Genomic DNA, 22390 nt, shown 5'->3' with positions numbered 1-22390 from the left:
GCTTATGCTCATCACCTCGGTTTTCTGCTGGGGTGTCGCGTATTAATTAAGGTTATTCAATGAATAATATGACTTCCCTCAGGAAGCCGCAGTGTTTTTTCGGCAAGTTTTTAAGTACCGCAAAACAGGATCTATGGCGTGGATCATGGGTGCTGCTCTCCGCTATCGCGCTGAGTGGCTGCACGGGGGGAGACGCGCCCTCATTTTCGTTAGTTGGCTCCTATTTCCCTTCTTGGATGGCTTGCGCTTTTATCGGAATCATCACGGCGGTGATTGCTCGCGTTCTGTTTATTCGTATTGGTATTGATGAGGTGCTGCCATGGCGGCTGTTGGTGTATGTCTGCCTGGCGCTGGCTGTGGCATTTATCTGTTCTCTATTACTGTTTACGCGATGAATAATGATGATGAATAAACTACAAGGGAGTGGGCGCAAGCGCCAACTGGCACTGATTATTGCTGGCGTGATTATTGTCGCGGCTGTGATATCTGGGTGGCTCTCTGTGCGGCAGACCACACTCAACCCGCTATCTGAAGATGCTGAACTGGGGGCCAGCGTGGTACATGTTGCCAGCTCGGTTCCCGGCCGTATTATTTCGATTAATGTCGTGGAAAACAGCAAAGTTCGGCGGGGCGACCTGCTGTTTACCATTGAGCCGGACCTCTATCGTCTGCAAGTCGAGCAGGCGCAGGCTGAGTTGAACATGGCGGAAGCGGCCCGTGATTCTCAGCAACGCACCGTGGTCGCTGAACAATCCAATGCAGCGATTACCAATGAACAAATTGTTCGGGCGCAAGCCAATCTCAAATTAGCCACTCAGACATTGGCACGGCTACAACCGTTGCTACCCAAGGGCTATGTCACCGCTCAGCAAGTCGATGATGCGGCGACAGCAAAACACGATGCCGAGGTCAGCCTAAAACAGGCGTTGAAACAGTCATTTGCGGCGGAGGCTTTGGTCAGCACAACTGCCGCCTCTGAGGCGCTGGTGGTCGCGCGCCGCGCCGCACTGGCGATTGCCGAACGAGAGCTAGCCAATACCCAAGTCCGTGCGCCCCATGATGGTAGAGTCGTCGGGTTGACGGTCTCCGCCGGGGAGTTTGTAGTGCCGGATCAGGCTATTTTTACTCTCATCAATACCGAACATTGGCATGCCTCGGCATTTTTCCGCGAAACAGAGTTGAAGCATATCAAAGTGGGGGATTGCGCCACCGTGTATGTCATGGCAGACAGCCAGCGCGCGATTGAGGGACGGGTCGAGGGGATTGGCTGGGGGGTTAGCTCTGAAGACATGCTGAATATCCCACGTGGCTTGCCTTATGTGCCGAAGTCACTCAATTGGGTGCGTGTTGTCCAGCGCTTCCCGGTAAGAATCAGTCTGGAAAAACCGCCGGAGGACCTGATGCGTATTGGGGCGACTGCTGTGGTTATCGTGCGCAATGACGACGGTTGCTGATGGTACGCTCGGCGGCATAATCCGTCAGGCAAAAGCGGATTTGGCCTATTTCCCTGGGCGAGTGGCGATGGCCTGGCGGGTGGCTGCGCTCTGTGCATTGATGGCGATGGTTGCCATGGTGTATGGCATTCCAGAATCCGCCATCAGCTGCTATCTCATCATTTTCGTGATGAAGCCGGATGGCGTAGAGAGCATGGTGATGGCTATCGCCATCACCCTATTGGTGTCGATGGTCGTCGGACTGGTGTTTCTGCTGATCCATTTCACTTTGGAAGCCGCGCCGTTGCGTATGGCGGCCTTGATCGTCAGCTCGTTTTTGTTTCTCTATCTCGGCTCGGCCAGCAAGCTTGGACCGGTGGGGAGTATTATTGCGCTGGTTATCGCATTTGTAATGACCTTGCTTAGCAATATTCCGATGGGCGAAGTGGCAACACGGGGGCTGTTATATGCCTGGTTAATGGCGGTCTCCCCGATGTTGCTGATTATTGGGTTTAACCTTTTCTTGGGTCGGGCACCCCAGACGTTATTGCGCGCCACACTATCCGAGCGACTCTCCACGGTCGCCGAGGCATTACGGCAGCCGGACCCCGCTAATATGGCCGGAGTTAGGGCGCTGCTACAGGAGGGGCAAAAGGAGCATCAGCAGCGAGCGCTTTTTGTGCGTATTTTTCATCTGCGGCCTTCTGCCGAGGCCCTCTGGCTTGAAAGTGCGGTAAAAAACAGTTACCGGTTGCTGCTGGCAACTTCGGCTCTGCTCCCGACCTCACCAGAGAGTGAGCGCCTCGCGCTGGCAGCCTACTGTAGTGAGGCGGCGCAGGCGATTGCCGAAGGGCAACTTGTTGTTCCCCCCCACTTTACAATTAAAAATACGGGCGGTGAAATCGAGGAGATCAGAAACGCACTGATAGCACTGGCGAATGCTGAAAATGGGCCAGATCCAGAAGCCCCAAAATCCTCATTCTTTGCCGCCGATGCACTGACTAACCCCGTTCATCAGCGTTTTGCACTGAAAACCACCGCAGCGGCGCTGATTTGCTATCTGATCTATACCGCATTGGACTGGCAGGACATTCATACCGCCATGATCACCTGCTATGTAGCGGCGCTGGGGACCACCGGTGAGACCGTGCATAAGCTGGTATTGCGGATTATTGGTTGCCTGATCGGGGCGTTGATGGGGGTGCTGGCGATCATTTTCATCATTCCCCATCTAAATGATATTGGGCAATTGATGGCACTGGTATTTGGCTGCATTCTCATAGCCGCTTGGGTGTCGTGCGGCAACGAACGTATTGCCTATGCTGGCGTGCAGATAGGGCTGGCTTTCTTGCTGACTGTGCTGCAAGGCTTCGGGCCGAGCACCGATATGGGAGTAGCCCTCGACAGGGTGCTCGGTATCTTGCTAGGCAATCTGGTGGTTTACCTAATCTTTAGTCGGCTATGGCCAGTCGCGATTACAGATGCGGTGCGTATACATATCAGCCAGGCACTGAAGGGGCTGACAAATTTGGCCGCACTGTCACCAGATGCACGGCCTGCGGCGCTAAGAGAAGCCACCACTGTTGAGGCGGAAATTACCCGTGCGCAAGAAGAGCTGGCACTGATTCCTTTTGAGCCAGCACAATTGCGCCCCTCGCGAGAAGAGTGCGTGCGCTTGCAGGCAATATTGTCGGAAATGAGTCAATTATGTCCGGTGCTGTTTCTACCCACTGAAAAATCGCCATCCGATGTGGCGCTATTGCGCCAGCTCTCGGCGGGTGGTGATGCCATGACATTATCTACTGGACAAGAACAGAGTAGTGAATCATTACCGTCAGAGTTATTGACGATTGATTCGACTATTCAACAACATATAAAGCGGCTCGAGAAACTTCTGGGAAATTGATGACATGATGACGCACGCTGTACTGACGGCCCGGATAGCCAAAATAAGCCTGACTTATTCGGTATTGAGTTTGAGCATGTTGATCGCAGGTTGTGCCACCGATCGCCTGGATCTCGCCCCTACATCTTATTCCGAACCCTGGACACCGGATGGGAATGCGGGAGCCTCAGTGGGGGCCGGTAATTTTTCGGTACCGCCGAATCCGCGGGTGGCGGAACTGGCGCAGCCACCCACCATCAACAGTGACCACAGTTATTCGTTGCCGGAGCTGATTGATATCGCTCAGAGTCAGAACCCCGATACTCGCATTGCTTGGCAACAGGCGCGACAGGCCGCATTGGCGGTCGGAATGGGGGAGGCGATATTTTTGCCGATCATCTCGGCGAGTGTGATTGGTGGCTATCAGAGTACGACCACACCACTGCCTTACGCGATCGGCAACGAAAAGGATCTGAAAACCAGCGGCAGTGCCGTGGTGCCGGCCTTGGCACTACAGTGGCTTATCTTTGATTTTGGGCAGCGCAGCGCACTGCTTGATGCGGCAAAACAGACCTCCTATGCCGCCAATGTGACCTTTAATGGTATGCACCAGAAGCTCATTTATGATGTGACCCGCACTTACTTCCAATATGGTGCGGCGCAAACCCAGCGCGAGATAGCAGAACAGACGCTGAAAAATAGCCTAAAAATTCAGGATGCTGCCGAGCAACGTCGGAAAAATGGGATTGCGACGACCGTAGAAGTTGCGCTGGCGCAACAGCAGGTCGCGCAGTCTGAGCTGCGCCGCGTGATGAGCAAAGGCACCGAACGCGATGCTTATCAAGCACTACTGGGCGCGATGGGGGTTTCTCCTTCATTGCTCATTAAAGTCGGTTATGCCGAAGATCGTGCTCTGCCAGAGGTTGCCAGCCAGCCGACAGAAAAGATGATTCAGTTAGCCCTTTCTCAACGGCCAGATGTCTTGGCCAGCTATGCGGCGGCGGAAGCGGCCAAGGCGGGCATCAAAGCGACTGAGGCTGATTTCTTGCCGAAAGTCTATCTTGCCGGGGCTGTCGCGAGTGGAGATGGGCGTTTCGATATTCAGGGCCTGCCGGGTATCAGCCCGCAGACCTCATCCTCCAGTATTCTGATTGGTGTCAGTGTGCCGCTTTACGATGGCGGGATTCGCGCCGCTCGGGTTAAAGAGGCGGAGTCGCGCGCAGCAGTTGCGACTGAAGGATTTAAGAAAACGCAGGAGTTAGCTGTCCGTGAAATTGTGGTGGCGGCAGATACATTGCAATCTGCGCTTGAATCCAATCAGGCGGCATTAAATCTGGTGAAGACATCATTTATTACCTATGACGCCGCGCTGGAATCCTACCGCAATGGGGTCGGCACTATCACGGTCGCCAATGAGGCGGCAAATGGTTTACTGAATGCACAACAAATGAGTACCGATGCACATGCCGCGTCTTTGGTCGCCGCAGCCAATCTGGCTTTTGTGATGGGTAAAATGACTAATAGCTCAGAATAGGGTCTTTACCCATTTTGGTGAAAAATCGCTTTTACACTTTATAATTACGTGGTTTTAGTGGAAAACTGCGTCTTTTAATTAACAATAGTTAAAAAGATATCGAAGTATTAATTAAAACCAGCATTTAAGCTAAAAAATAAATTTACAGCCATCGGTGAAAATCCTAATTAGGACTTTTTACGCATGAAGATTTTTAATTATATTTTTCATGATATTAACGTTGCTACCCTATTTAACTACCAGAATAATCTTGCCTTTTCGCAGGCTCCGCAGGATAAATAACAAGAATAGTCCTAACCTTAGATATGACCACAAAAATAATACAAATGTGATTTTGATCGCTATATTCATAGGTAAAGGAATAAGTATATTAGCGCTGTTAATATTTTCATAAAAAACTGACCGCCACTCTGGCTGGTTTCTGCGAAACTATCCGCACTCCCTTGCAACTACCATATTTGAGGAATTAAATATGTCACAGTCCCCAGACAATCATTCAGATGTCAAACATTCCAAACAACGCCGATCGTTATTAAAAACCGCAGTAGGAATGTCTGTTCTTGGTATCGCCAGCGGATTAAGTTTAGCCACACCAGGGATATCTTACGCCGCAGCATTAACGCGTGAAGAGCGAGATAAACTCACGCCGGACCAAATTATTGCTGGAATGAAAGAGGGTAATATCCGCTTTAGAACAGGAAAAATGCAGCAGCATGATTATTTGGCTCAAAAACGTGCCAGTGCTGAGGGGCAATTTCCTGCTGCGGTTATTTTAAGTTGTATTGACTCACGGGCACCGGCAGAAATTCTTTTTGATACTGGGATTGGGGAAACTTTTAATGCCCGTATCGCCGGTAATATTGCAAATAACGATTTACTGGGCAGCATGGAGTTTGCCTGCGCAGCTGCAGGCGCAAAAGTGGTTCTGGTGCTGGGGCACACTGCTTGTGGTGCAGTACGTGGCGCTATCGACGGCGTAGAACTCGGTAATCTGACTGGGCTGTTAAATCAAATTAAGCCAGCCATTGCGGCAACTGAATTTAGTGGAGAAAGAACCGGTAAAAATGATCAATTCGTTGATGCTGTTGCTAAAAGTAATGTGCAGCATACGATCAATGAAGTACGCAGCCGGAGTAGCATCCTTAACGGACTGGAGAAGGATGGGAAAATTAAAATAGTTGGCGCAATGTATAATCTTAATGACGGAGTCGTTGAATTCTTTAGCTAATAGATGACAAGCTCCGAGTGTTATCGCTCGGAGCAATTTTAATGTGACACAAAACGCTGAACACTCCCCATCATGACCCATGTTATAAGAGGTCAATGCTTCTCATATAGCCGAGATATCGAGATAACAGCGCGGCGTCGGTGGGGGCATATTCAGGGAGACTACAGCTAAACGAACCCCTCTCGGATTGGGTTTTAGTCGCGAATGAATCAAGGCCAGACTTTTTTACTCTGCATCGGCATCAATTCTTAAACTCTCGAGTTAGTCAATAAACTGACTTACCGGTCAATCATATTTACATTATTAGATGTTAACTGATTCACTGAAATAATAGGTGAATCTCTTGTTATCTTACCCTACTGGAAAATATCCCAGACTGATGTCACATTTTTGAAAGAAATTAACTGTAGGACCTCTCCTACAATTAAATTCACAATGACTCAATTTAGTTTCCATAATGCTTTTTAACGCACTAAGCCGAAACGATTTTTTATCTAATTGTAAGAAAGTTCTTATTCATCAATGCGATGAAAATATTTTTTTTGAATAAATTTATTTACAATTTGTAACATTTAAGCCATTGGTGTTACACGGCTAATGTTTTTAAACTGCGGTCACTGGGTATTTAATCGATATGCTTATGTGTGTGAAAAATACCTGCCAGATACCGTGTTATGCCATCCTGCGAATGGGTAATGTTATCTACGAATAATTGTTTCCTTATTTCATACACCCGAGTTATCGGCGTGCGATAAATATTGTTCTGGATAATGTAGATTATTTTTACGCATCTTCTCAGGCATGGATTTCCTAAATTCTCTTCCCCTAACAAGGAAAGTCGATGTCCTCTTCAAGCTTTCAAAATGAGATACCCAAAGCACGCATTAATATTAAATTAGATCTGCACACCGGCGGCGCTCAAAAGAAAATGGAGCTGCCTTTGAAGTTGTTGGTGATGGGGGATTACAGCAACGGTCAGGAACAGCGCCCGCTGTCCGAGCGTGAAAAACTCAATATCAATAAAAACAATTTCAACAGTGTTCTGGCCGAGTTCCAGCCAAGTTTGAAACTCTCAGTACCCGACACCCTGGCAGGGGATAACACCGATACTGCTGTCGCGCTGACCTTCCGTGAGATGAAAGATTTCGAACCGGAAAGTGTTGCCCGTCAAATCCCGCAACTACGTGCTTTGCTGGCGATGCGTAACCTGCTACGTGACCTCAAATCCAATCTGCTGGACAACGCCACTTTCCGCCGTGAGCTAGAAAATATCCTCAAAGACGAAGCCCTGAGCGATGAGTTGCGTGCTGAACTGGCGGCATTAGCCCCAAAAGACTGTTAATTGCCCCGAATTGGATAGAAAAGGAACATGCTGATGTCTGTACAGGAAAACAGTGCGCAGGGTACTGCGACGACCGTATTAGAAAGCTATACCGAAAAAAATGGCCCCGTAGCCCAAGGGGTTTATGCCTCTTTATTTGAAAAAATCAACCTGAGCCCGGTCTCCTCATTGACCGGTCTGGATGCTTTCCAGAACAACGATACCATGGCGGATGCCACGACTGATGAGCGTGTTACTGCCGCCGTCAGTGTCTTTTTAGACTTGCTGAAGCAGTCGTCGAAAAAAGTGGAAAAACTGGATAAAACCCTGCTGGATGGCCACATTGCGGCGCTGGATGATCAAATCAGTCGCCAGTTGGATGCGGTGATGCATCACCCTGATTTCCAACGGGTGGAGTCCACCTGGCGTGGCGTGAAATCCCTTATTGATCAAACCGATTTCCGTCAAAACGTGCGTATCGAACTGCTGGATATCAGTAAAGATCATCTGGTGCAGGATTTTGAAGACGCCCCTGAAATCGTGCAAAGCGGTCTCTACACCCAGACTTACATTCAGGAATACGACACCCCCGGTGGCGAACCGATTGCCGCCGCGATTTCCAACTACGAGTTCGATCGTAGCCCGCAAGATATCGCCTTATTGCGCAATATATCCAAGGTAGCAGCAGCGGCCCATATGCCGTTTATCGGTTCAGTTGGCCCAGAGTTCTTCGGTAAAGAGAACATGGAAGAAGTGGCGGCGATCAAAGATATCGCTAACTACTTCGACCGCGCCGAATACATCAAGTGGAAAGCCTTCCGCGACTCAGATGATTCCCGCTATATCGGCCTGACCATGCCGCGTGTGCTGGGGCGCTTGCCGTACGGCCCCGACACCGTACCGGTACGTAGCTTTAACTACGTTGAGCAGGTGAAAGGCCCGGACCATGACCGTTACCTCTGGACTAATGCCTCATTTGCCTTTGCCGCCAATATGGTGAAAAGCTTCATCAAAAATGGCTGGTGCGTACAGATCCGTGGCCCGCAGGCCGGTGGTGCAGTGACTAATCTACCGATCCACTTGTACGATTTGGGCACTGGCAATCAGGTGAAAATCCCGTCAGAAGTGATGATCCCGGAAACCCGCGAGTTCGAGTTCGCTAATCTGGGCTTTATCCCGCTGTCGTACTACAAAAACCGTGATTACTCCTGCTTCTTCTCGGCCAACTCCGCCCAGAAGCCTGCGCTGTATGACACCGCTGATGCCACTGCCAACAGCCGTATCAACGCCCGCTTGCCATACATCTTCTTGCTGTCACGCATTGCCCATTATCTGAAGTTGATCCAGCGCGAGAACATCGGTACCACCAAAGATCGCCGTCTGCTGGAGCTGGAGCTGAATAACTGGATCCGCACGCTGGTGACGGAAATGACTGATCCGGGTGATGACTTGCAGGCTTCCCATCCACTGCGTGATGCAAAAGTCACGGTGGAAGATATCGAAGACAACCCAGGGTTCTTCCGCGTCAAGCTGTATGCCGTGCCGCACTTCCAGGTTGAAGGCATGGATGTGAATTTGTCATTGGTTTCCCAGATGCCGAAGGCGAAAGCCTGATTGCCCTTTGTCCTTAAAGTTGCAGCGTTGTTGGCTGCCTTCGTTCACCCCAGTCATTGACTGGGGGGGCGTTCAGTTGCCATCTAGCTGCAACACCAATGACTTTGGGCATGATTGTACGCAAGGAAGTACCCATGAAAATTTATCGTCCGTTATGGAACGATGGGGCCTTTTTGGCCCCGCAACAATTCCAGCAACAGGCCCGCTGGGATGCCTATGTGGCAGACAGTGTGGCCCACATGGCTCTGGCATCCCCATGGGGGGTTATTGATGCGGCATTTGACAGTGGGTCGCTGGCGCTTTCCCGCCTGAATGCACTGCGACTGGTGGTTCGTTTTCCCGATGGCACGCTGATTGACTCTGAACGGGCGGATAACTTGCCGCCTGCTTGCGATTTGTCGGTGGTGTCAGACCGTGATGTGGTCGATGTGGTGCTGGCATTGCCGTTGCTGTCGGCTAACGGTGGCAATCTGGATGATGGTCAGGACAGCGCGCGCCCGCGCCGCTGGCAGCAGGAATGGGTCACAGTACAAGAGCTTGCCGGTCATGAGCGTACCGAACTGGCGATCATGCGCCACGCCGTCACGCTGCGTTTTGCTCATCAGGAAAACAGTGCTTATCTGACCTGTCCGGTGGTGCGGTTGATACGCAGTGCCCAAGGGCAGTGGATGCAGGATGAGAGTTTTATCCCACCGATGCTATCGCTGGCGGCAAGTCAGGTGGTGCTGACAGATCTGGGGGATTTAATCCACCGTCTACAAGCGCGTCGGCGTCGCCTGATGGCCATGCGGCGTGAAAGTAACGAACGGATGGCGGATTTTGCGGTGGCTGATGTATCGCTGTTCTGGTTACTGAATGCGTTAAACAGTGCCGAACCGGTACTGATGGAACTGTATCAGACACCTTCCCGCCACCCCGAACTGTTCTATCGCGAACTGGTTCGTCTCGCGGGTAGCCTGCTGACATTTTCCCTTGAACATAAAGCTGAAGACATTCCGCTGTACCAGCATGACGCGCCGGAGCAGGTTTTCCCGCCGCTGTTTACCTTACTTGATGCCTTGCTCGAAGCCAGCCTGCCATCCCGTATGGTAGCGATTGAACTGACTCACGAGGGCCAATTCTGGACCGGTTCATTACATGATGCTCGACTGCGTGAAGGGGCTGATTTCTATCTCTCAGTTCGCTCTTCGATCCCCAACCATCTGTTGCAAACCCAGTTCCCGCTGCTGTGTAAGGCTGGCAGCGTCGAGGATGTGTCAGATGTGGTTAACGTGGCACTGAATGGCGTGGCGATGAAACCGCTGTCTCACGTGCCAGCCGCTATCCCACTGCGTCTGGAGAACCAGTACTTTGCCCTTGACCTGAAGGGGCCCGCCGCGCAGGCCATGCTGAATGCGGGTAACTGTGCTTTCTACACCCCGGGTTCGCTGGGTGATATCAAACTCGAACTGTTTGCGGTGCTGCGCTCATGAGCAAAATAAATACGTCTATCGTTGATACGGTCTTTTATCCCTGCTGGTTAATGGTCAGTCAACTGCGTAATGGCCAGGAAATTGAAGACGGAGAAGCCTTGTACCGTCGTGCCTGCGAGTGGATTGACGGTGCTCGCGAGGCGCTGTCGCATGCCGGTTTCAGCGAAATCAGCTGTGACCATATGCTGTACACCCAGTGTGCGTTGCTGGACGAAAGCGTCCTGAACCGTCAGAAACAGGACAGCGGCTATAGCAAATGGCTGAAAGACCCGCTTCAGGCCCGCTACTTCAATACCCTGAACGCAGGTGAAGAGTTGTGGGAGCGGATCCGTACGGTGTTGCAGGAGCCGGCACCGGATACGGCGGTATTGACCTGCTTTTACCGCGCATTGACCTTGGGGTTTGCTGGTCGCTACCGTGAACAGGGCGACGAGCGCAGAGAAGATGTGGTGCGTAAGCTGAGTTTGCTGGTGCCCCCGTTGACTTCTTCGCAGGAAACACCCGTGGTCTCGCGCTCATTACGTCTAGGTTCTGGACGCAAAACCTATTGGTTCTCGTGGGTCGCGGGCGTCGTCATACTGGTTGCTTTGTGGTTTACGTTATCCACCCGGCTTACGCATATGGTGTCCCAACTGACAGGGATGCATTAGCGGATGCGCGGATTAACACAGTTACTCCTGTTGCTGTTGGGTGTGTGTCTGGCACTGTGGCTTATCCTGGGGTTCTGGCCGTTGGGAACCGGCAGCCGTGTGGCACTGAGCATACTGGTTATCATCCTCAGCGGTGGTGTCGGTTATTTTCAGTGGCGCAAACACAACCGCTATAACGTGGTTCACAGGTCGATTGCCGATTCAACGCTGCCCCCTGAGGATTTTCAGGGCGCGGTGGTACTGGTGTGCGGTGACAGCGATGCCCTGTTTTCTGCCTCTGCATCCTTTCGCGAAACCCGTCAGGGCTGGTATCTGGCCGTGAAGATGCCAGAACAACTGCCGATCCTCGCGCAACATCTGGCGGCGGAACGTCCGGCGCTGATTGCCCAGATCTCAGTGCTATTGGCCATCGTGCCGGAGCAGCATCAGGACCGGGATGATTTTTCACAATCTGTGCGGGCGTGGCAACGGACCATCGTGCAGTGCAAAGGATGGCTTGCGGGGATCCCACCCCTCTGGGTAAGTATCTGGCTTTCACCGCCAATGGCCTCAGCAGCGCAAACGGAACCTTGGTTTACGGTCACGCCGGGACAGAAAGGCATTCAGGTTCAGGAAGCGGGGGCAGGAGTCATGCCGCTGGTTGAATGGAGCCAGTATCAAGACCGCAACGTTCAGGAAAAGTTGAGCGCGGTATTCTGGATGGAAAGTCTTCTGTCTTGGCTTGATGAACATGTTCTGAGCATCCTGACACAGCGGCAAGGGGATGTCCCTGCGCTGACCCCATGCGCATGGGGCTACTGCTTTACCCCGGTTACGGCGAATCATGACAATCTGTGGCAGGCGCATATTAGCGGGATAACCACGCTGACGCCGGTGGCTACCCCTAAGCAAGATCCCCTGCCGTTACCGGAAGTGCTACTGCCTTATCTGCCTCGTCGTCGCGGCGTCTCCCGCCTGATGCAGAGCTGGCAGATGGCCGGCATACTGTGCGGTGTATTTTTACTGTTTGCCCTACTGGCCTCGTATATCAATAACCAGCGTCTGGTCCAGAGCGTTGGCGATCATCTGTCGTTGTATAACCAACTCACTGGCACGCCTTCGGCTCCTAAGACTCTGGCTCAGCAGCAACTGCGTACGGATGCACACTTGCTGGATGATTGGTTACGCAGCGGTGCACCCATGCGTTTGTCGCTGGGGTTGTATCAGGGGCTTCGGCTTAAGGCTCCGCTTGATATTGCTATCAATAGCTGGACGTCTCCTCCTCCACCGCCTCCGGTAATTAATAGGATTGTTCAAGGCCCCAAAACCCTCCGTCTGGATAGCCTGTCACTGTTTGACGTGGGGCAATCAGAACTTAAATCCGGCTCCACCAAAGTGCTTATCAATGCGCTGGTTGGGATTAAGGCCAAACCGGGCTGGTTGATCGTAGTGGCGGGTCACACCGATATCACGGGTGATAGTCAGTCCAACCAGATCCTGTCGCTTAAGCGGGCAGAATCGGTACGCAGTTGGATGCGCGATACCGGGGATATTCCGGAGAGCTGCTTTGCCGTACAGGGTTATGGCCAGAGTCGTCCGCTGAAATCTAACGATACGGAAGCTGGCCGAGCGCTCAACCGCCGTGTCGAAATCAGTCTGGTACCGCAGGCTGATGCCTGCCAGGTGCCAGGCGTAAAAACAGCGTCACAGGATGAAAGTGACGTATCAACTCAAGAAATGGAGAAGTAAACCATGGCAATTCCAGTATATCTGTGGCTGAAAGACGATGGCGGTGCTGACATCAAGGGTTCTGTTGATGTGCAAAGCCGTGAAGGCAGCATTGAGATTGTGGCACAGGACCATAACCTGTACATCCCAACCGATAACAATACCGGCAAACTGACTGGCACCCGTATTCACACCCCGTTCGTTTTCACCAAAGAGATCGATGCGTCCACCCCGTACCTGTACAAAGCGGTGACCACCGGTCAAACATTGAAAACCGCCGAGTTCAAATGGTACCGCATTGATGACGCTGGCCAGGAAGTTGAATATTTCAACACCAAACTGGAAAACGTCAAAGTAGTCAAAGTTGCGCCGAAAATGCACGACGTCAAAGATCCGGCGAAAGAGAAGCACAACCACCTGGAACTGGTGGAATTGCGCTACGAAAAAGTCACCTGGACCTTCAAAGACGGCAACATCATTCATTCCGATTCTTGGAACGAACGCGCCACGGCATAGTTACCCGTCATTCTTCGCGCTGCAGGTGCGTTGGCGACGTTCGCTCGCCCTGGTCACAGAGTTATCTCTGCTCCCAGGGCCTCGTTCACTTGCCGCCTGCCTGCAACACGAATTATTTAGGGTAGCCGCGTACTACGACGGCTGGCAACGTTAAATGCTGGTTGAAGGGGAAACGTGCCGTTGGGGTCGTAGTGGCGTAAGCCACCGGAGCGCCCCGAGGTGCGGTCAACCCTTCACTCACTGAACTTTGTCGTCAACCTCAGGCGGTTCGCCGCCTGCTTTTTTTGCTGAGCCACTGCCTGTTGCGGTGATTAAGCAAAAATTAACAACACTTTGATGACCTTATGGGCCTCGGTTTCCTTAGTAAAGGAATGGCTATGGGCGGTAGCGTACCCAAAACTGGCTAACGTATTAGGTTTCGCACACAAGGAATAGAACTTATGACAACGCATTCAGCACACTTATTACGTCGGTTAAATCCTTATTGTGCGCAGGCACTGGCCGGTGCCGCCACCCTGTGTCAGACCCGCGCCCATGCCGAGATAACCGTTGAGCACTGGCTGTTAAAACTGCTGGAGCAGGGCGAGGGTGATATCACGGTGATTGCCCGGCGTTATGAGTGGGACATGGACAGCCTGTGGCAGGGGTTATTGGCCCATCTGGACACCTTGCCGCGCACCGTGCAGGGCAAACCCCAGCTTTCCGCCGCGTTACAGCAACTGATCAAAAGTGCCTGGCTGGATGCCTCGTTGCAGGAGAACGCCGATGCGGTGCGCTCGGTTCATCTGCTGGCCGCGCTGATTGCCACGCCGTCATTATTAGCCGCCGATGCCGCCTGGCCGTTGCTCAGCCTGAGTACCCCCCAGCTACAGCGCCTGTTGCCGCTGCTGGACAACCAATCCGATGAACGTCCTGAGGTGCAGCAGGCTGCGGCACTGGCAGACAGCCCGGTCAATCTGACCAATGAGGCAGCGACTACTACCTCTACCAGCGGCCAGCCCCAACTCAATGACGCCCTGCAAGCGGCACTGGATAAATTTACGTTGGACGTTACCGCCAAAGCGAAAACCGGGCAGATTGACCCAATTTTTGGTCGCGATACCGAAATTCGCCAGATGATTGATATCCTGTCGCGCCGCCGTAAAAACAACCCGATTCTGGTCGGTGAACCGGGGGTCGGTAAAACCGCGCTGGTTGAAGGGCTGGCGCTGCGCATTGCGGAGGGCAACGTACCGGATAGCCTGAAAACCGTCAGCCTGCGCACCCTGGACTTGGGCCTGTTGCAAGCCGGGGCTGGGGTCAAAGGTGAGTTCGAGCAGCGGCTGAAAAATGTTATCGAGGCGGTACAACAATCGCCAACACCAGTGCTGCTGTTTATCGACGAAGCCCACACCATCATCGGTGCCGGTAATCAGGCCGGTGGCGCAGATGCGGCCAACCTGCTGAAACCGGCATTGGCCCGTGGCGAGTTGCGCACCATCGCTGCCACCACCTGGTCAGAATACAAACAGTATTTTGAGCGCGATGCCGCATTGGAGCGCCGCTTCCAGATGGTCAAAGTTGACGAGCCGGATGACGCTAAAGCCAGCCTGATGCTGCGCGGCTTAAAGGGCCGCTACGCCCAGCACCACGGGGTGCACATTCTGGATTCTGCCATCACTGCTGCCGTCACCTTATCCCGCCGCTTCCTGACCGGCCGTCAACTGCCTGACAAAGCCGTTGACCTGCTCGATACGGCAGGTGCCCGTGTCCGCATGAGCATCGACACCCTGCCAGAAGCGCTGATGGAGATTAACGCCGAGCTGGCTGCGCTGGCGATGGAGCAACAGGCCATCGAACAGGACTTACTCCTGCTGCCGAGTATCGGTTCAACCCGCTTATCTGAGATTGGCCAACGCCGCACAGAACTGCTGGTTGGGCAACAAAGGCTCGAACAGCAATATAATGAAGAGAAACGTCTCACTACCCTGATTATCGACGCGCGTCAGGACATCGCCAACGTGGCACATCTGGCGGAGTTGCAGGCAGAACTCAGTCAGATCCAGGGCAATGCGCCGCTGCTGTCGCTGGATGTTGATGTGCGCACTGTTGCGACTGTTATCGCTGACTGGACTGGCGTGCCGCTGAGCAGCCTGCTGAAAGACGAACAGACCGATTTATTGCAACTGGAAAACCACCTCGCGACCCGGGTGGTCGGTCAGGATGCGGCGCTGGTTGAGATGGCACAACGCCTGCGCGCCGCCAAAACCGGCCTGACCTCTGAAAATGGCCCGCTGGGGGTGTTCCTGTTGGTTGGCCCGAGTGGTGTCGGCAAAACCGAAACTGCGCTGGCACTGGCCGACACCCTGTTCGGTGGCGAGAAATCGCTGATCACCATCAACATGTCCGAATATCAGGAGGCGCACACCGTCTCCCAACTCAAAGGCTCGCCGCCGGGTTATGTCGGTTACGGTCAGGGCGGTATTCTGACCGAGGCGGTGCGTAAGCGGCCGTACAGCGTGGTGCTGCTGGATGAAGTGGAGAAAGCGCACACCGATGTTATCAATCTGTTCTACCAAGTGTTTGACCGTGGCTTTATGCGCGACGGCGAAGGGCGCGAAATTGATTTTCGTAACACCGTGATCCTAATGACTGCCAATTTAGGCAGTGACCCTCTGATGCAGTTACTGGATGAACAACCGGAAGCGACCCATAGCGATCTGCATGAACTGCTGCGCCCGATCCTACGTGACCACTTCCAGCCCGCATTACTGGCCCGCTTCCAGACCCTGATCTACCGGCCATTGGACGCCACCGCGTTGCGTACCATCGTCGAGATGAAACTGGCACAAGTCGCCAAGCGTCTGAACAAACATTACGGCTTGCACTGCACCCTTGACGAAAGCCTGTACGACACGCTGGTCGCCGCCTGCCTATTGCCGGACACCGGTGCGCGTAACATCGACAGCCTACTGAATCAGCAGATTTTACCGGTGCTGAGCCAGCAACTGTTAAGCCGCATGAGCGAGCAACAACGCACTACGTCGTTGAGGTTGGGCTGGGATGAAGCGGATGGGATCACGCTGGAGTTTGACGGAGGCGAAGGATAACGATTATGGACAGTGCTAAAGAAATTGCCCGAGATATGCTGGATGCTATTGATGTTGATGGTTCCGGTTTTTTCGGTGCCGTGGCGAAGGGGTTTATTTCATTTCCTGTTAGTTTTTACTATCTCGGCTATGATTTTATCGATACCGATCATCGAAGCGATAATTTTGATGACAAGATGAGAATTGCCAGATTAGTTAAGTCAGGGACGATTAACAGAGAAACAATTGAGAAAATTATTGGTATCTTTATGAATGACTTCTCCTCTCGTATCAATATAACTAACCTCGTAAAAAATATCGCTGGGAGCTCAATTGGAAAGATATTATTTTCCCAATTGACGGGAGTTAATCTTGGTAACGTAATTGCAACTCGTGCCGTGACTACATTTTTATCCGGAACTGCGATCGGTGCATTTATCACTATCGGTGCAGAATCATCCAGAGCAATCTACACATCCAGATATCTAAGGGAAAGGAGTCCTATGATGTACTATAAATTGAAAGGGTTGGGTGATTTAGACCTTCTTTATTTTCTTGTTGAAGATACGGTAAAGCCATTCGAAAAAGCATGCGAAGTCGATGACCACTCTCCGGAAGAGTTTAATAAAATTTGTGAATACTTTTTTGGTGGTCTAATGATTTGAAAAAAAGAGCACTTACTGCATTATCTATGGCTGTGCGTTGGCTAGGATTAGGTTTAGGTTCAACAGGTATAGGTTGGGCGTGTGGTTTTTTATTTTTTCTGATGATAATTATCGAATACTTTGGGGCTTATATTGCTTACTTCAAGCTTATATTGGGTTCTTAGTATTTAGATTTGGATTAAATAAAATCCAAAATGAGTTTGATAATCACTAACCACTTGAAAGTATAAACTACTCATGAATATAAAAAGAATAGTAATAATTTTGATGTCAAATATTGTTTGTGCAGTTGGTTCTACCATAACAATGGTTGGCGTACTTTCCGCTATCTGGTTTTTTTTTCTATCTAATAGTGATGATAGATTTTACTGGGGGGGAGGGGCGAGCTTATTGGCCATCTTAGGATATTTAATTTTCCGCATTACTTACCCTAACATTCAAAGGAAATGGGATGATTACTACTAATAACGCTCAATCACCTAATCTTTATTAGTTCTACAGCATAGTGAAAATATAGGGGCAGGAAACCGAAAATGAATCTTTTATCCGAACTGACTGGCGCAACGCTTAACCGCTACAGCCTGAATATTCCGTCCTGCTCTTATCCGCTGGATGTTGAGGACTTTAATGGGCTTGAGCAAATAAGTGTTTTGTACCATTACACAATCAAATTTACTACTCTTCACTCCGATCTCACTGCTGAATTATTTTTGAATAAACCAGCCACATTGAACATGGGCATTGGTGATTTGTTCAACCCGGTGATGGGAAAAGTGGTACACGGTGTCATTACGCATTTTAGGCGTATATCAGGCTCACGTGATCAAGTTAAGTACGAGATTATTGTAGAACCTTTCCTTGCTCGACTGGATAAACAATTCCGCACGCACCGTTTCTTTGTCAACAAATCGGTACCGGAAGTTGTCGAGCAGATACTTCAGGAACATGGTCTGAAGGACTGGGAATATGAGTTCACGCTGAAACAGGTCTACCCAAAACGTGAGCAGATAAACCAGTATCAGGAAACTGACCTGAAATTTATTGAACGGTTGCTCTCAGAGATGGGGATATTTTATTTCTTCACTCTGCAGCCGGATACCCAGACTGAAGTGGTGCATTTTGCTGATAAGCAGAGTGCCTATGAGTTTGGTAAATCCCTGCCGCTGAATAGCCCGTCGGGGATGAGTGACAGAGGAGCAGCGTCAGTCTGGGGGTTAAGTGTGCATCACAATGTCGTTGAGGCCAGCGTTACAGCCAAAGATTACAACTACCGTGAAGCGCAGAAAGTGTTGCAGTCCACCCGAGCAGACATGACGCGCGGCGACGGTGAAAGCACGACCTATGGTGAAGTGTATCACTACAAACCGCGCCATCTGGATACCGGCGATAAAATCGACCCCACGGCTGAAAGCGCTAACTTCCTCGCCCGCCTTGACCATGAACGTTTTTTATCAGCACAAACGCTGATCACCGGTCTTAGCACTGATCCCACATTACACCCTGCTCAGGTACTGACGGTAACCGACACATCGATCCTGTCCACGTTACCAGAGCTGTTGGCACAACCGATGGTCGTGGTTCGCACTGGGTTTAGCGCCAGCCGTAAAGATGCACTGAAAGTGACTATCGCTGCGGTTCCGTACAGTGAAACTCTGTGCTGGCGCCCGGCATTGCTGCCCCGTCCAAAAGTCAGCGGCACCATGATGGCGCGGGTGACCAGCGCCAAATCGAACGACATCTATGCCTGGCAGGACACCTCCGGTCTGTATCGGGTGAAATTTGATGCAGATCAGGATGATAAAGCCCAAGGTCAGGAGAGTATGCCGCTGCGACTCGCCAAACCTTACGGTGGTGATGTGTATGGCATTCACTTCCCGCTGATACAGGGCACCGAAGTGGCCATCGCGTTTCACGACGGTGACCCTGATCGTCCGTATATCGCCCATGCCCTGCATGACTCTCGTCATACCGACCATGTGACCGAGAAAAATAATACCCGCAACGTGATCCGTACCCCTGCTTTCAACAAGCTACGCATGGAAGACAAACGCGGCGAAGAGCACATCAAGCTTAGCACCGAGTACGGCGGCAAGACGCAACTGAACTTGGGGCACAATGTGGATGCCCAACGAGTTCTCCGCGGTGAAGGTGCAGAGTTGCGAACGGATGACTGGGTTAGCATCCGCGGTGGGAAAGGGGTGTTTATCAGTGCGGATAAACAGCCGTCTGCTGGGGGGGAGATGCTGGATATGAGTGAGGCGATAAGCCAATTGGAGACTGCGTTGTCGCTGGCGAGAAGCCTGTCGCAAGCAGTACAAACCGCGCAAGCGCATGAAGGAGATATTGCCAGTCAACAGCAATTGAATAAATCGCTGAACGAACTGAGCGCAGCAGGGATGTTGCTGCATGCCCCGGAAGGTATAGGGATGGTGAGCCCAAAAGCGGTACGGATAGCATCGGGCGGTGAAAGTATCAGTGTGGTGTCAGGGCACAACACTGATATCAGCGCGGGTAAGTCGTTTACTGTGGCAGCGAGTGATGTGGTAAGTCTATTTGCGCAAGGGCAGGGCATGAAACTGTTTGCGGCGAAAGGGAAAGTGGAGATTCAGGCACAGGACGACGATATTGAAGCGTTGGCGAAAAAGGACATAACAATAACCAGCGTGGAAGGAACCGTGACAGTGACCGCGGCAAAAGAGTTAGTACTGACCTGTGGTGGCGCCTATATCAAACTCAGTGGCGGAAATATCGAACTGGGTTGCCCACAGAATATTCTGTTGAAGGCAACGAATGTGCAGAAGATGGGTTCAGCCACACTGAATACTCCCCCGGTTACCTTCCCTAAAGGTTATGGTGGGGTTTACACCCTGAAAGGAGATACCGGTGAAATACTGCCATTAACGGAATATAAAATCACAACAGCAGACGGTGAAATATTTAGTGGGTTTACCAATGAAAGTGGGAAAACACAGCCTGTCTATACGTCATTACCTGGTGGGCTTAATGTTGAAATACTGGGCACGGGAGAAAGTAATACGCGAAACGGAGGTGAAAAAGCATGACGAATTATCATACCTGGGAAGTCACTGACGGCAAGCACACTACGGATGTCAACGTTTCAGAGAAAGTCGTGATTTGTAAGCGTAAAGATGTACCTGGCATTACGTTAACCATCGGGATGTTTTTTGATGGGACTGGAAATAATGTTTTTAATACCGATAAGCGGCTTCTTGAAACCTGCACCAGTATGGATGTGGGGATGAGCACCGATGATGCTAAATCATGTGTTAAAAAGCTGAATAAAAGTAGCGATGGAGCCGGAAGTTATCTTGGATATTATTCCAATATTCACTGGCTAAATACGCTTTATTCCATTGATGATGACATCGTTGAAGAACAATCACTTTATCAGCGTGCAGTGTATGTTCAGGGGATTGGCACCCAAAAAGGAAAAGAAGACAGCCTTATCGGTATGGGGATAGGTGCCTGGTTTGATGGCGTAGTTGATAAGACGGATGAAGGGATTGGACAAATAGCAAAGGAGATCAGTTTATTACTTAAGAAAAAAAACAATATCTCATGTGCTATAGAAAAAATCCAGTTTGATATCTTTGGCTTTAGCCGTGGTGCCGCCGCCGCCCGTCATTTTGCTAACCGTGTTAGAAACGGCGATAAGGCAATACAGGCGGCAATAACAGAAGGGCTTGATGGCAGAAATCAGCATGGTAAACCCGCTGGGGAAGTTCGTTTTATCGGGTTGTTTGATACCGTATGTGCGGTGGGTGGGGTTAAAAACTTATTTGATGTCCACGGCGGCGTAAACCCTGGTATTGCGCTGGCCCTTCCCCAGGATATCGCGCAGAAAGTGTTCCAGATAACCGCAATGCACGAATGCCGCTATAACTTCAGTCTGAACAGTATTAAAGAAGCCTGGCCGGAACTGGCGCTGCCCGGTGTCCATTCCGATATTGGTGGCGGTTATAATCCATACGAAAAAGAATATTTGTTTCTAACCAAACCGGCATTTGAAACAGTCCGCGAAAGCGTCCCCACTGAGGTGACTAATATTTACCGGAGCACAGCGGCTGAAATTCCGGATTTACAGGTTCTGCCAAATCTTAGTGCAATCATTCCATCCGGAGATGTAATCACTGGCACATGGTACGACTATCTGGTTAATTCGAATAAGGAACGGGCAGGAATTACCGAAAAGCGGGTGGGTGCAGCGGTAACAATGGAACGGGTTGTTCTTAGCGACTGGTCAAAAGTGAGTTTGCGGGTGATGCTGGATGCGGCGCAGGAAGCTGGACTTAGTTTCCAAGAAATTCTTCCGAAAGATAAGAATTTATCATTATTACCAGAACTGGAGGCGTTGAATCAGATGGCTATTAGTCAGGGCAAAACCGTCAGAACTGGTGGGACACCGGTTCCATTCAGTGTGGAAGAACTGCAATTAATTGGCAAATATATACACTGTTCTGCAAACTGGAATACGGTGACCTTTAAGGATGTCTGGCTTGACGGAAAGGAAATAAAGGCCATTTATGGCGCGGTTAATTTTACGGAATTGATCGGATTTATTAATCGTCCCAATCCGGGGTGGGTGCGTGCAATATGGAATATGCGGGGAGAAAAAGCATGAAAACAACAATGACTACTATTTTTCCACTACTACTACTGCTGGCAGGCTGTACCAGCAGTCAAGCGCAGGAACAACAGAGCAGCATCAAAGCCCCTTGGGATAAATGGTATTTCACTTTTTCAACCCCTAAAGCTTTACCAGCTCAGGTCACACTGGTGAAATTGCTGGATACTGATGGTTATGGCTACGTTTTTCGTACGATTGATCAGCCTCAGGGTAAAAGTGTGGGTACATGGAGTAAATATATAGGTAAGGGTTTTTCCCCATTCAACCAAGCTAAAGCACCACCGAAAATGATTACATTCTGCTGGGATTCCATCATTGATAAGAAGGTATATGAAACTACGTTATTCTTTGCTCCAGATACGCAAAAGAAAATGTTGAGCTCAGCACCCGATTGGGATAATCCCAAAGAGCCTTATTATTTTCGCTATATGGTTATTGGTCTGGCACCTGAAGGTAAGGTGCGTGTATGGTTGCAGAATAACGGTGAACCTAATTTATTGCTAACCAGCACAAAAATCACCACCGTGTCGGGGAAAGATCTTGATATGTGTAAAGGTGAAACAAATTTCCCAGATGGATATGAGTATAGCGAAGGTATGAAATCTTTTATAAAAGACAAAAAATACCCGTATGGAAGTTGGTAAATAAA

General features: G+C 50.8%; 16 protein-coding genes. All 16 read left to right on the top strand.

The features are described from left to right. The first annotated feature begins 59 nt into the window (after window positions 1-59). The 16 genes from ACZ76_RS05560 to ACZ76_RS05485 all read left to right on the top strand — a co-directional run bounded on the left by ACZ76_RS05560 (window position 60) and on the right by ACZ76_RS05485 (window position 22385). A complete protein-coding gene (locus ACZ76_RS05560) occupies window positions 60-395 on the top strand; it encodes a YtcA family lipoprotein (RefSeq protein WP_048617550.1) in 336 nt (111 codons plus the stop codon). A gap of 9 nt (window positions 396-404) precedes the next feature. Further along, window positions 405-1454, top strand: coding sequence for a multidrug transporter subunit MdtN (gene mdtN / locus ACZ76_RS05555; RefSeq protein ID WP_048620199.1), 1050 nt, complete (start codon window positions 405-407; stop codon window positions 1452-1454). Further along, window positions 1438-3339: an FUSC family protein gene (locus ACZ76_RS05550; protein ID WP_048617548.1), complete on the top strand. Its 1902-nt coding sequence runs from the start codon at window positions 1438-1440 to the stop codon at window positions 3337-3339. The genes mdtN and ACZ76_RS05550 overlap by 17 nt, the downstream gene beginning before the upstream one ends. 4 nt (window positions 3340-3343) lie before the next feature. Beyond that, window positions 3344-4852 (top strand): TolC family protein, encoded by a 1509-nt coding sequence (locus ACZ76_RS05545; RefSeq protein ID WP_048617546.1) that lies wholly within the window; start codon window positions 3344-3346, stop codon window positions 4850-4852. Between the two features lie 472 nt (window positions 4853-5324). Beyond that, entirely contained in the window at window positions 5325-6080 is a 756-nt protein-coding gene (locus ACZ76_RS05540) for a carbonic anhydrase (protein ID WP_048617543.1), read from the top strand. A gap of 841 nt (window positions 6081-6921) precedes the next feature. Beyond that, entirely contained in the window at window positions 6922-7422 is a 501-nt protein-coding gene (tssB, locus tag ACZ76_RS05535) for a type VI secretion system contractile sheath small subunit (RefSeq protein WP_048617541.1), read from the top strand. A gap of 27 nt (window positions 7423-7449) precedes the next feature. Next, on the top strand, window positions 7450-9015 hold the full coding sequence (tssC, locus tag ACZ76_RS05530; protein WP_048617539.1) for a type VI secretion system contractile sheath large subunit: 1566 nt from the start codon (window positions 7450-7452) through the stop codon (window positions 9013-9015). 134 nt (window positions 9016-9149) lie between these two features. Beyond that, the gene (tssK, locus tag ACZ76_RS05525; RefSeq protein ID WP_048617535.1) at window positions 9150-10487 is read left to right on the top strand and encodes a type VI secretion system baseplate subunit TssK; all 1338 of its coding nucleotides are present in this window, start codon (window positions 9150-9152) and stop codon (window positions 10485-10487) included. Beyond that, complete coding sequence (gene tssL / locus ACZ76_RS05520) at window positions 10484-11137, top strand: type VI secretion system protein TssL, short form (protein WP_071840475.1); 654 nt, start codon at window positions 10484-10486, stop codon at window positions 11135-11137. The genes tssK and tssL overlap by 4 nt, the downstream gene beginning before the upstream one ends. A gap of 3 nt (window positions 11138-11140) precedes the next feature. Beyond that, on the top strand, window positions 11141-12865 hold the full coding sequence (locus tag ACZ76_RS05515) for an OmpA family protein (RefSeq protein ID WP_048617533.1): 1725 nt from the start codon (window positions 11141-11143) through the stop codon (window positions 12863-12865). A gap of 3 nt (window positions 12866-12868) precedes the next feature. Next, a complete protein-coding gene (locus ACZ76_RS05510; RefSeq protein ID WP_004877984.1) occupies window positions 12869-13360 on the top strand; it encodes an Hcp family type VI secretion system effector in 492 nt (163 codons plus the stop codon). A 440-nt stretch (window positions 13361-13800) separates the two neighbouring features. After that, window positions 13801-16449, top strand: coding sequence for a type VI secretion system ATPase TssH (tssH, locus tag ACZ76_RS05505; RefSeq protein ID WP_048617530.1), 2649 nt, complete (start codon window positions 13801-13803; stop codon window positions 16447-16449). Window positions 16450-16454: 5 nt separating this feature from the next. Next, entirely contained in the window at window positions 16455-17093 is a 639-nt protein-coding gene (locus ACZ76_RS05500; RefSeq protein ID WP_048617528.1) for a hypothetical protein, read from the top strand. A 533-nt stretch (window positions 17094-17626) separates the two neighbouring features. Further along, complete coding sequence (locus tag ACZ76_RS05495) at window positions 17627-20155, top strand: DUF2345 domain-containing protein (protein ID WP_048617526.1); 2529 nt, start codon at window positions 17627-17629, stop codon at window positions 20153-20155. Further along, entirely contained in the window at window positions 20152-21735 is a 1584-nt protein-coding gene (locus tag ACZ76_RS05490) for a T6SS phospholipase effector Tle1-like catalytic domain-containing protein (RefSeq protein WP_048617524.1), read from the top strand. Before ACZ76_RS05495 ends, ACZ76_RS05490 begins: the two co-directional genes overlap by 4 nt. Then, the gene (locus ACZ76_RS05485) at window positions 21732-22385 is read left to right on the top strand and encodes a DUF2931 family protein (protein WP_048617522.1); all 654 of its coding nucleotides are present in this window, start codon (window positions 21732-21734) and stop codon (window positions 22383-22385) included. The genes ACZ76_RS05490 and ACZ76_RS05485 overlap by 4 nt, the downstream gene beginning before the upstream one ends. Window positions 22386-22390: the final 5 nt, after the last annotated feature.

The sequence above is a fragment of the Yersinia aleksiciae genome, assembly GCF_001047675.1.
Classification (GTDB): Bacteria; Pseudomonadota; Gammaproteobacteria; order Enterobacterales; family Enterobacteriaceae; genus Yersinia; species Yersinia aleksiciae.
The sequence above is the reverse complement of the archived record's forward strand: the minus strand, read 5'-3'. Positions and strand labels throughout refer to the sequence as shown.

Coding starts and splice junctions, on each gene's coding strand:
- ACZ76_RS05560 (WP_048617550.1), top strand. CDS start 60: ATGAATAATATGACTTCCCTCAGGAAGCCGCAGTGTTTTTTCGGCAAG.
- mdtN (WP_048620199.1), top strand. CDS start 405: ATGAATAAACTACAAGGGAGTGGGCGCAAGCGCCAACTGGCACTGATT.
- ACZ76_RS05550 (WP_048617548.1), top strand. CDS start 1,438: ATGACGACGGTTGCTGATGGTACGCTCGGCGGCATAATCCGTCAGGCA.
- ACZ76_RS05545 (WP_048617546.1), top strand. CDS start 3,344: ATGATGACGCACGCTGTACTGACGGCCCGGATAGCCAAAATAAGCCTG.
- ACZ76_RS05540 (WP_048617543.1), top strand. CDS start 5,325: ATGTCACAGTCCCCAGACAATCATTCAGATGTCAAACATTCCAAACAA.
- tssB (WP_048617541.1), top strand. CDS start 6,922: ATGTCCTCTTCAAGCTTTCAAAATGAGATACCCAAAGCACGCATTAAT.
- tssC (WP_048617539.1), top strand. CDS start 7,450: ATGCTGATGTCTGTACAGGAAAACAGTGCGCAGGGTACTGCGACGACC.
- tssK (WP_048617535.1), top strand. CDS start 9,150: ATGAAAATTTATCGTCCGTTATGGAACGATGGGGCCTTTTTGGCCCCG.
- tssL (WP_071840475.1), top strand. CDS start 10,484: ATGAGCAAAATAAATACGTCTATCGTTGATACGGTCTTTTATCCCTGC.
- ACZ76_RS05515 (WP_048617533.1), top strand. CDS start 11,141: ATGCGCGGATTAACACAGTTACTCCTGTTGCTGTTGGGTGTGTGTCTG.
- ACZ76_RS05510 (WP_004877984.1), top strand. CDS start 12,869: ATGGCAATTCCAGTATATCTGTGGCTGAAAGACGATGGCGGTGCTGAC.
- tssH (WP_048617530.1), top strand. CDS start 13,801: ATGACAACGCATTCAGCACACTTATTACGTCGGTTAAATCCTTATTGT.
- ACZ76_RS05500 (WP_048617528.1), top strand. CDS start 16,455: ATGGACAGTGCTAAAGAAATTGCCCGAGATATGCTGGATGCTATTGAT.
- ACZ76_RS05495 (WP_048617526.1), top strand. CDS start 17,627: ATGAATCTTTTATCCGAACTGACTGGCGCAACGCTTAACCGCTACAGC.
- ACZ76_RS05490 (WP_048617524.1), top strand. CDS start 20,152: ATGACGAATTATCATACCTGGGAAGTCACTGACGGCAAGCACACTACG.
- ACZ76_RS05485 (WP_048617522.1), top strand. CDS start 21,732: ATGAAAACAACAATGACTACTATTTTTCCACTACTACTACTGCTGGCA.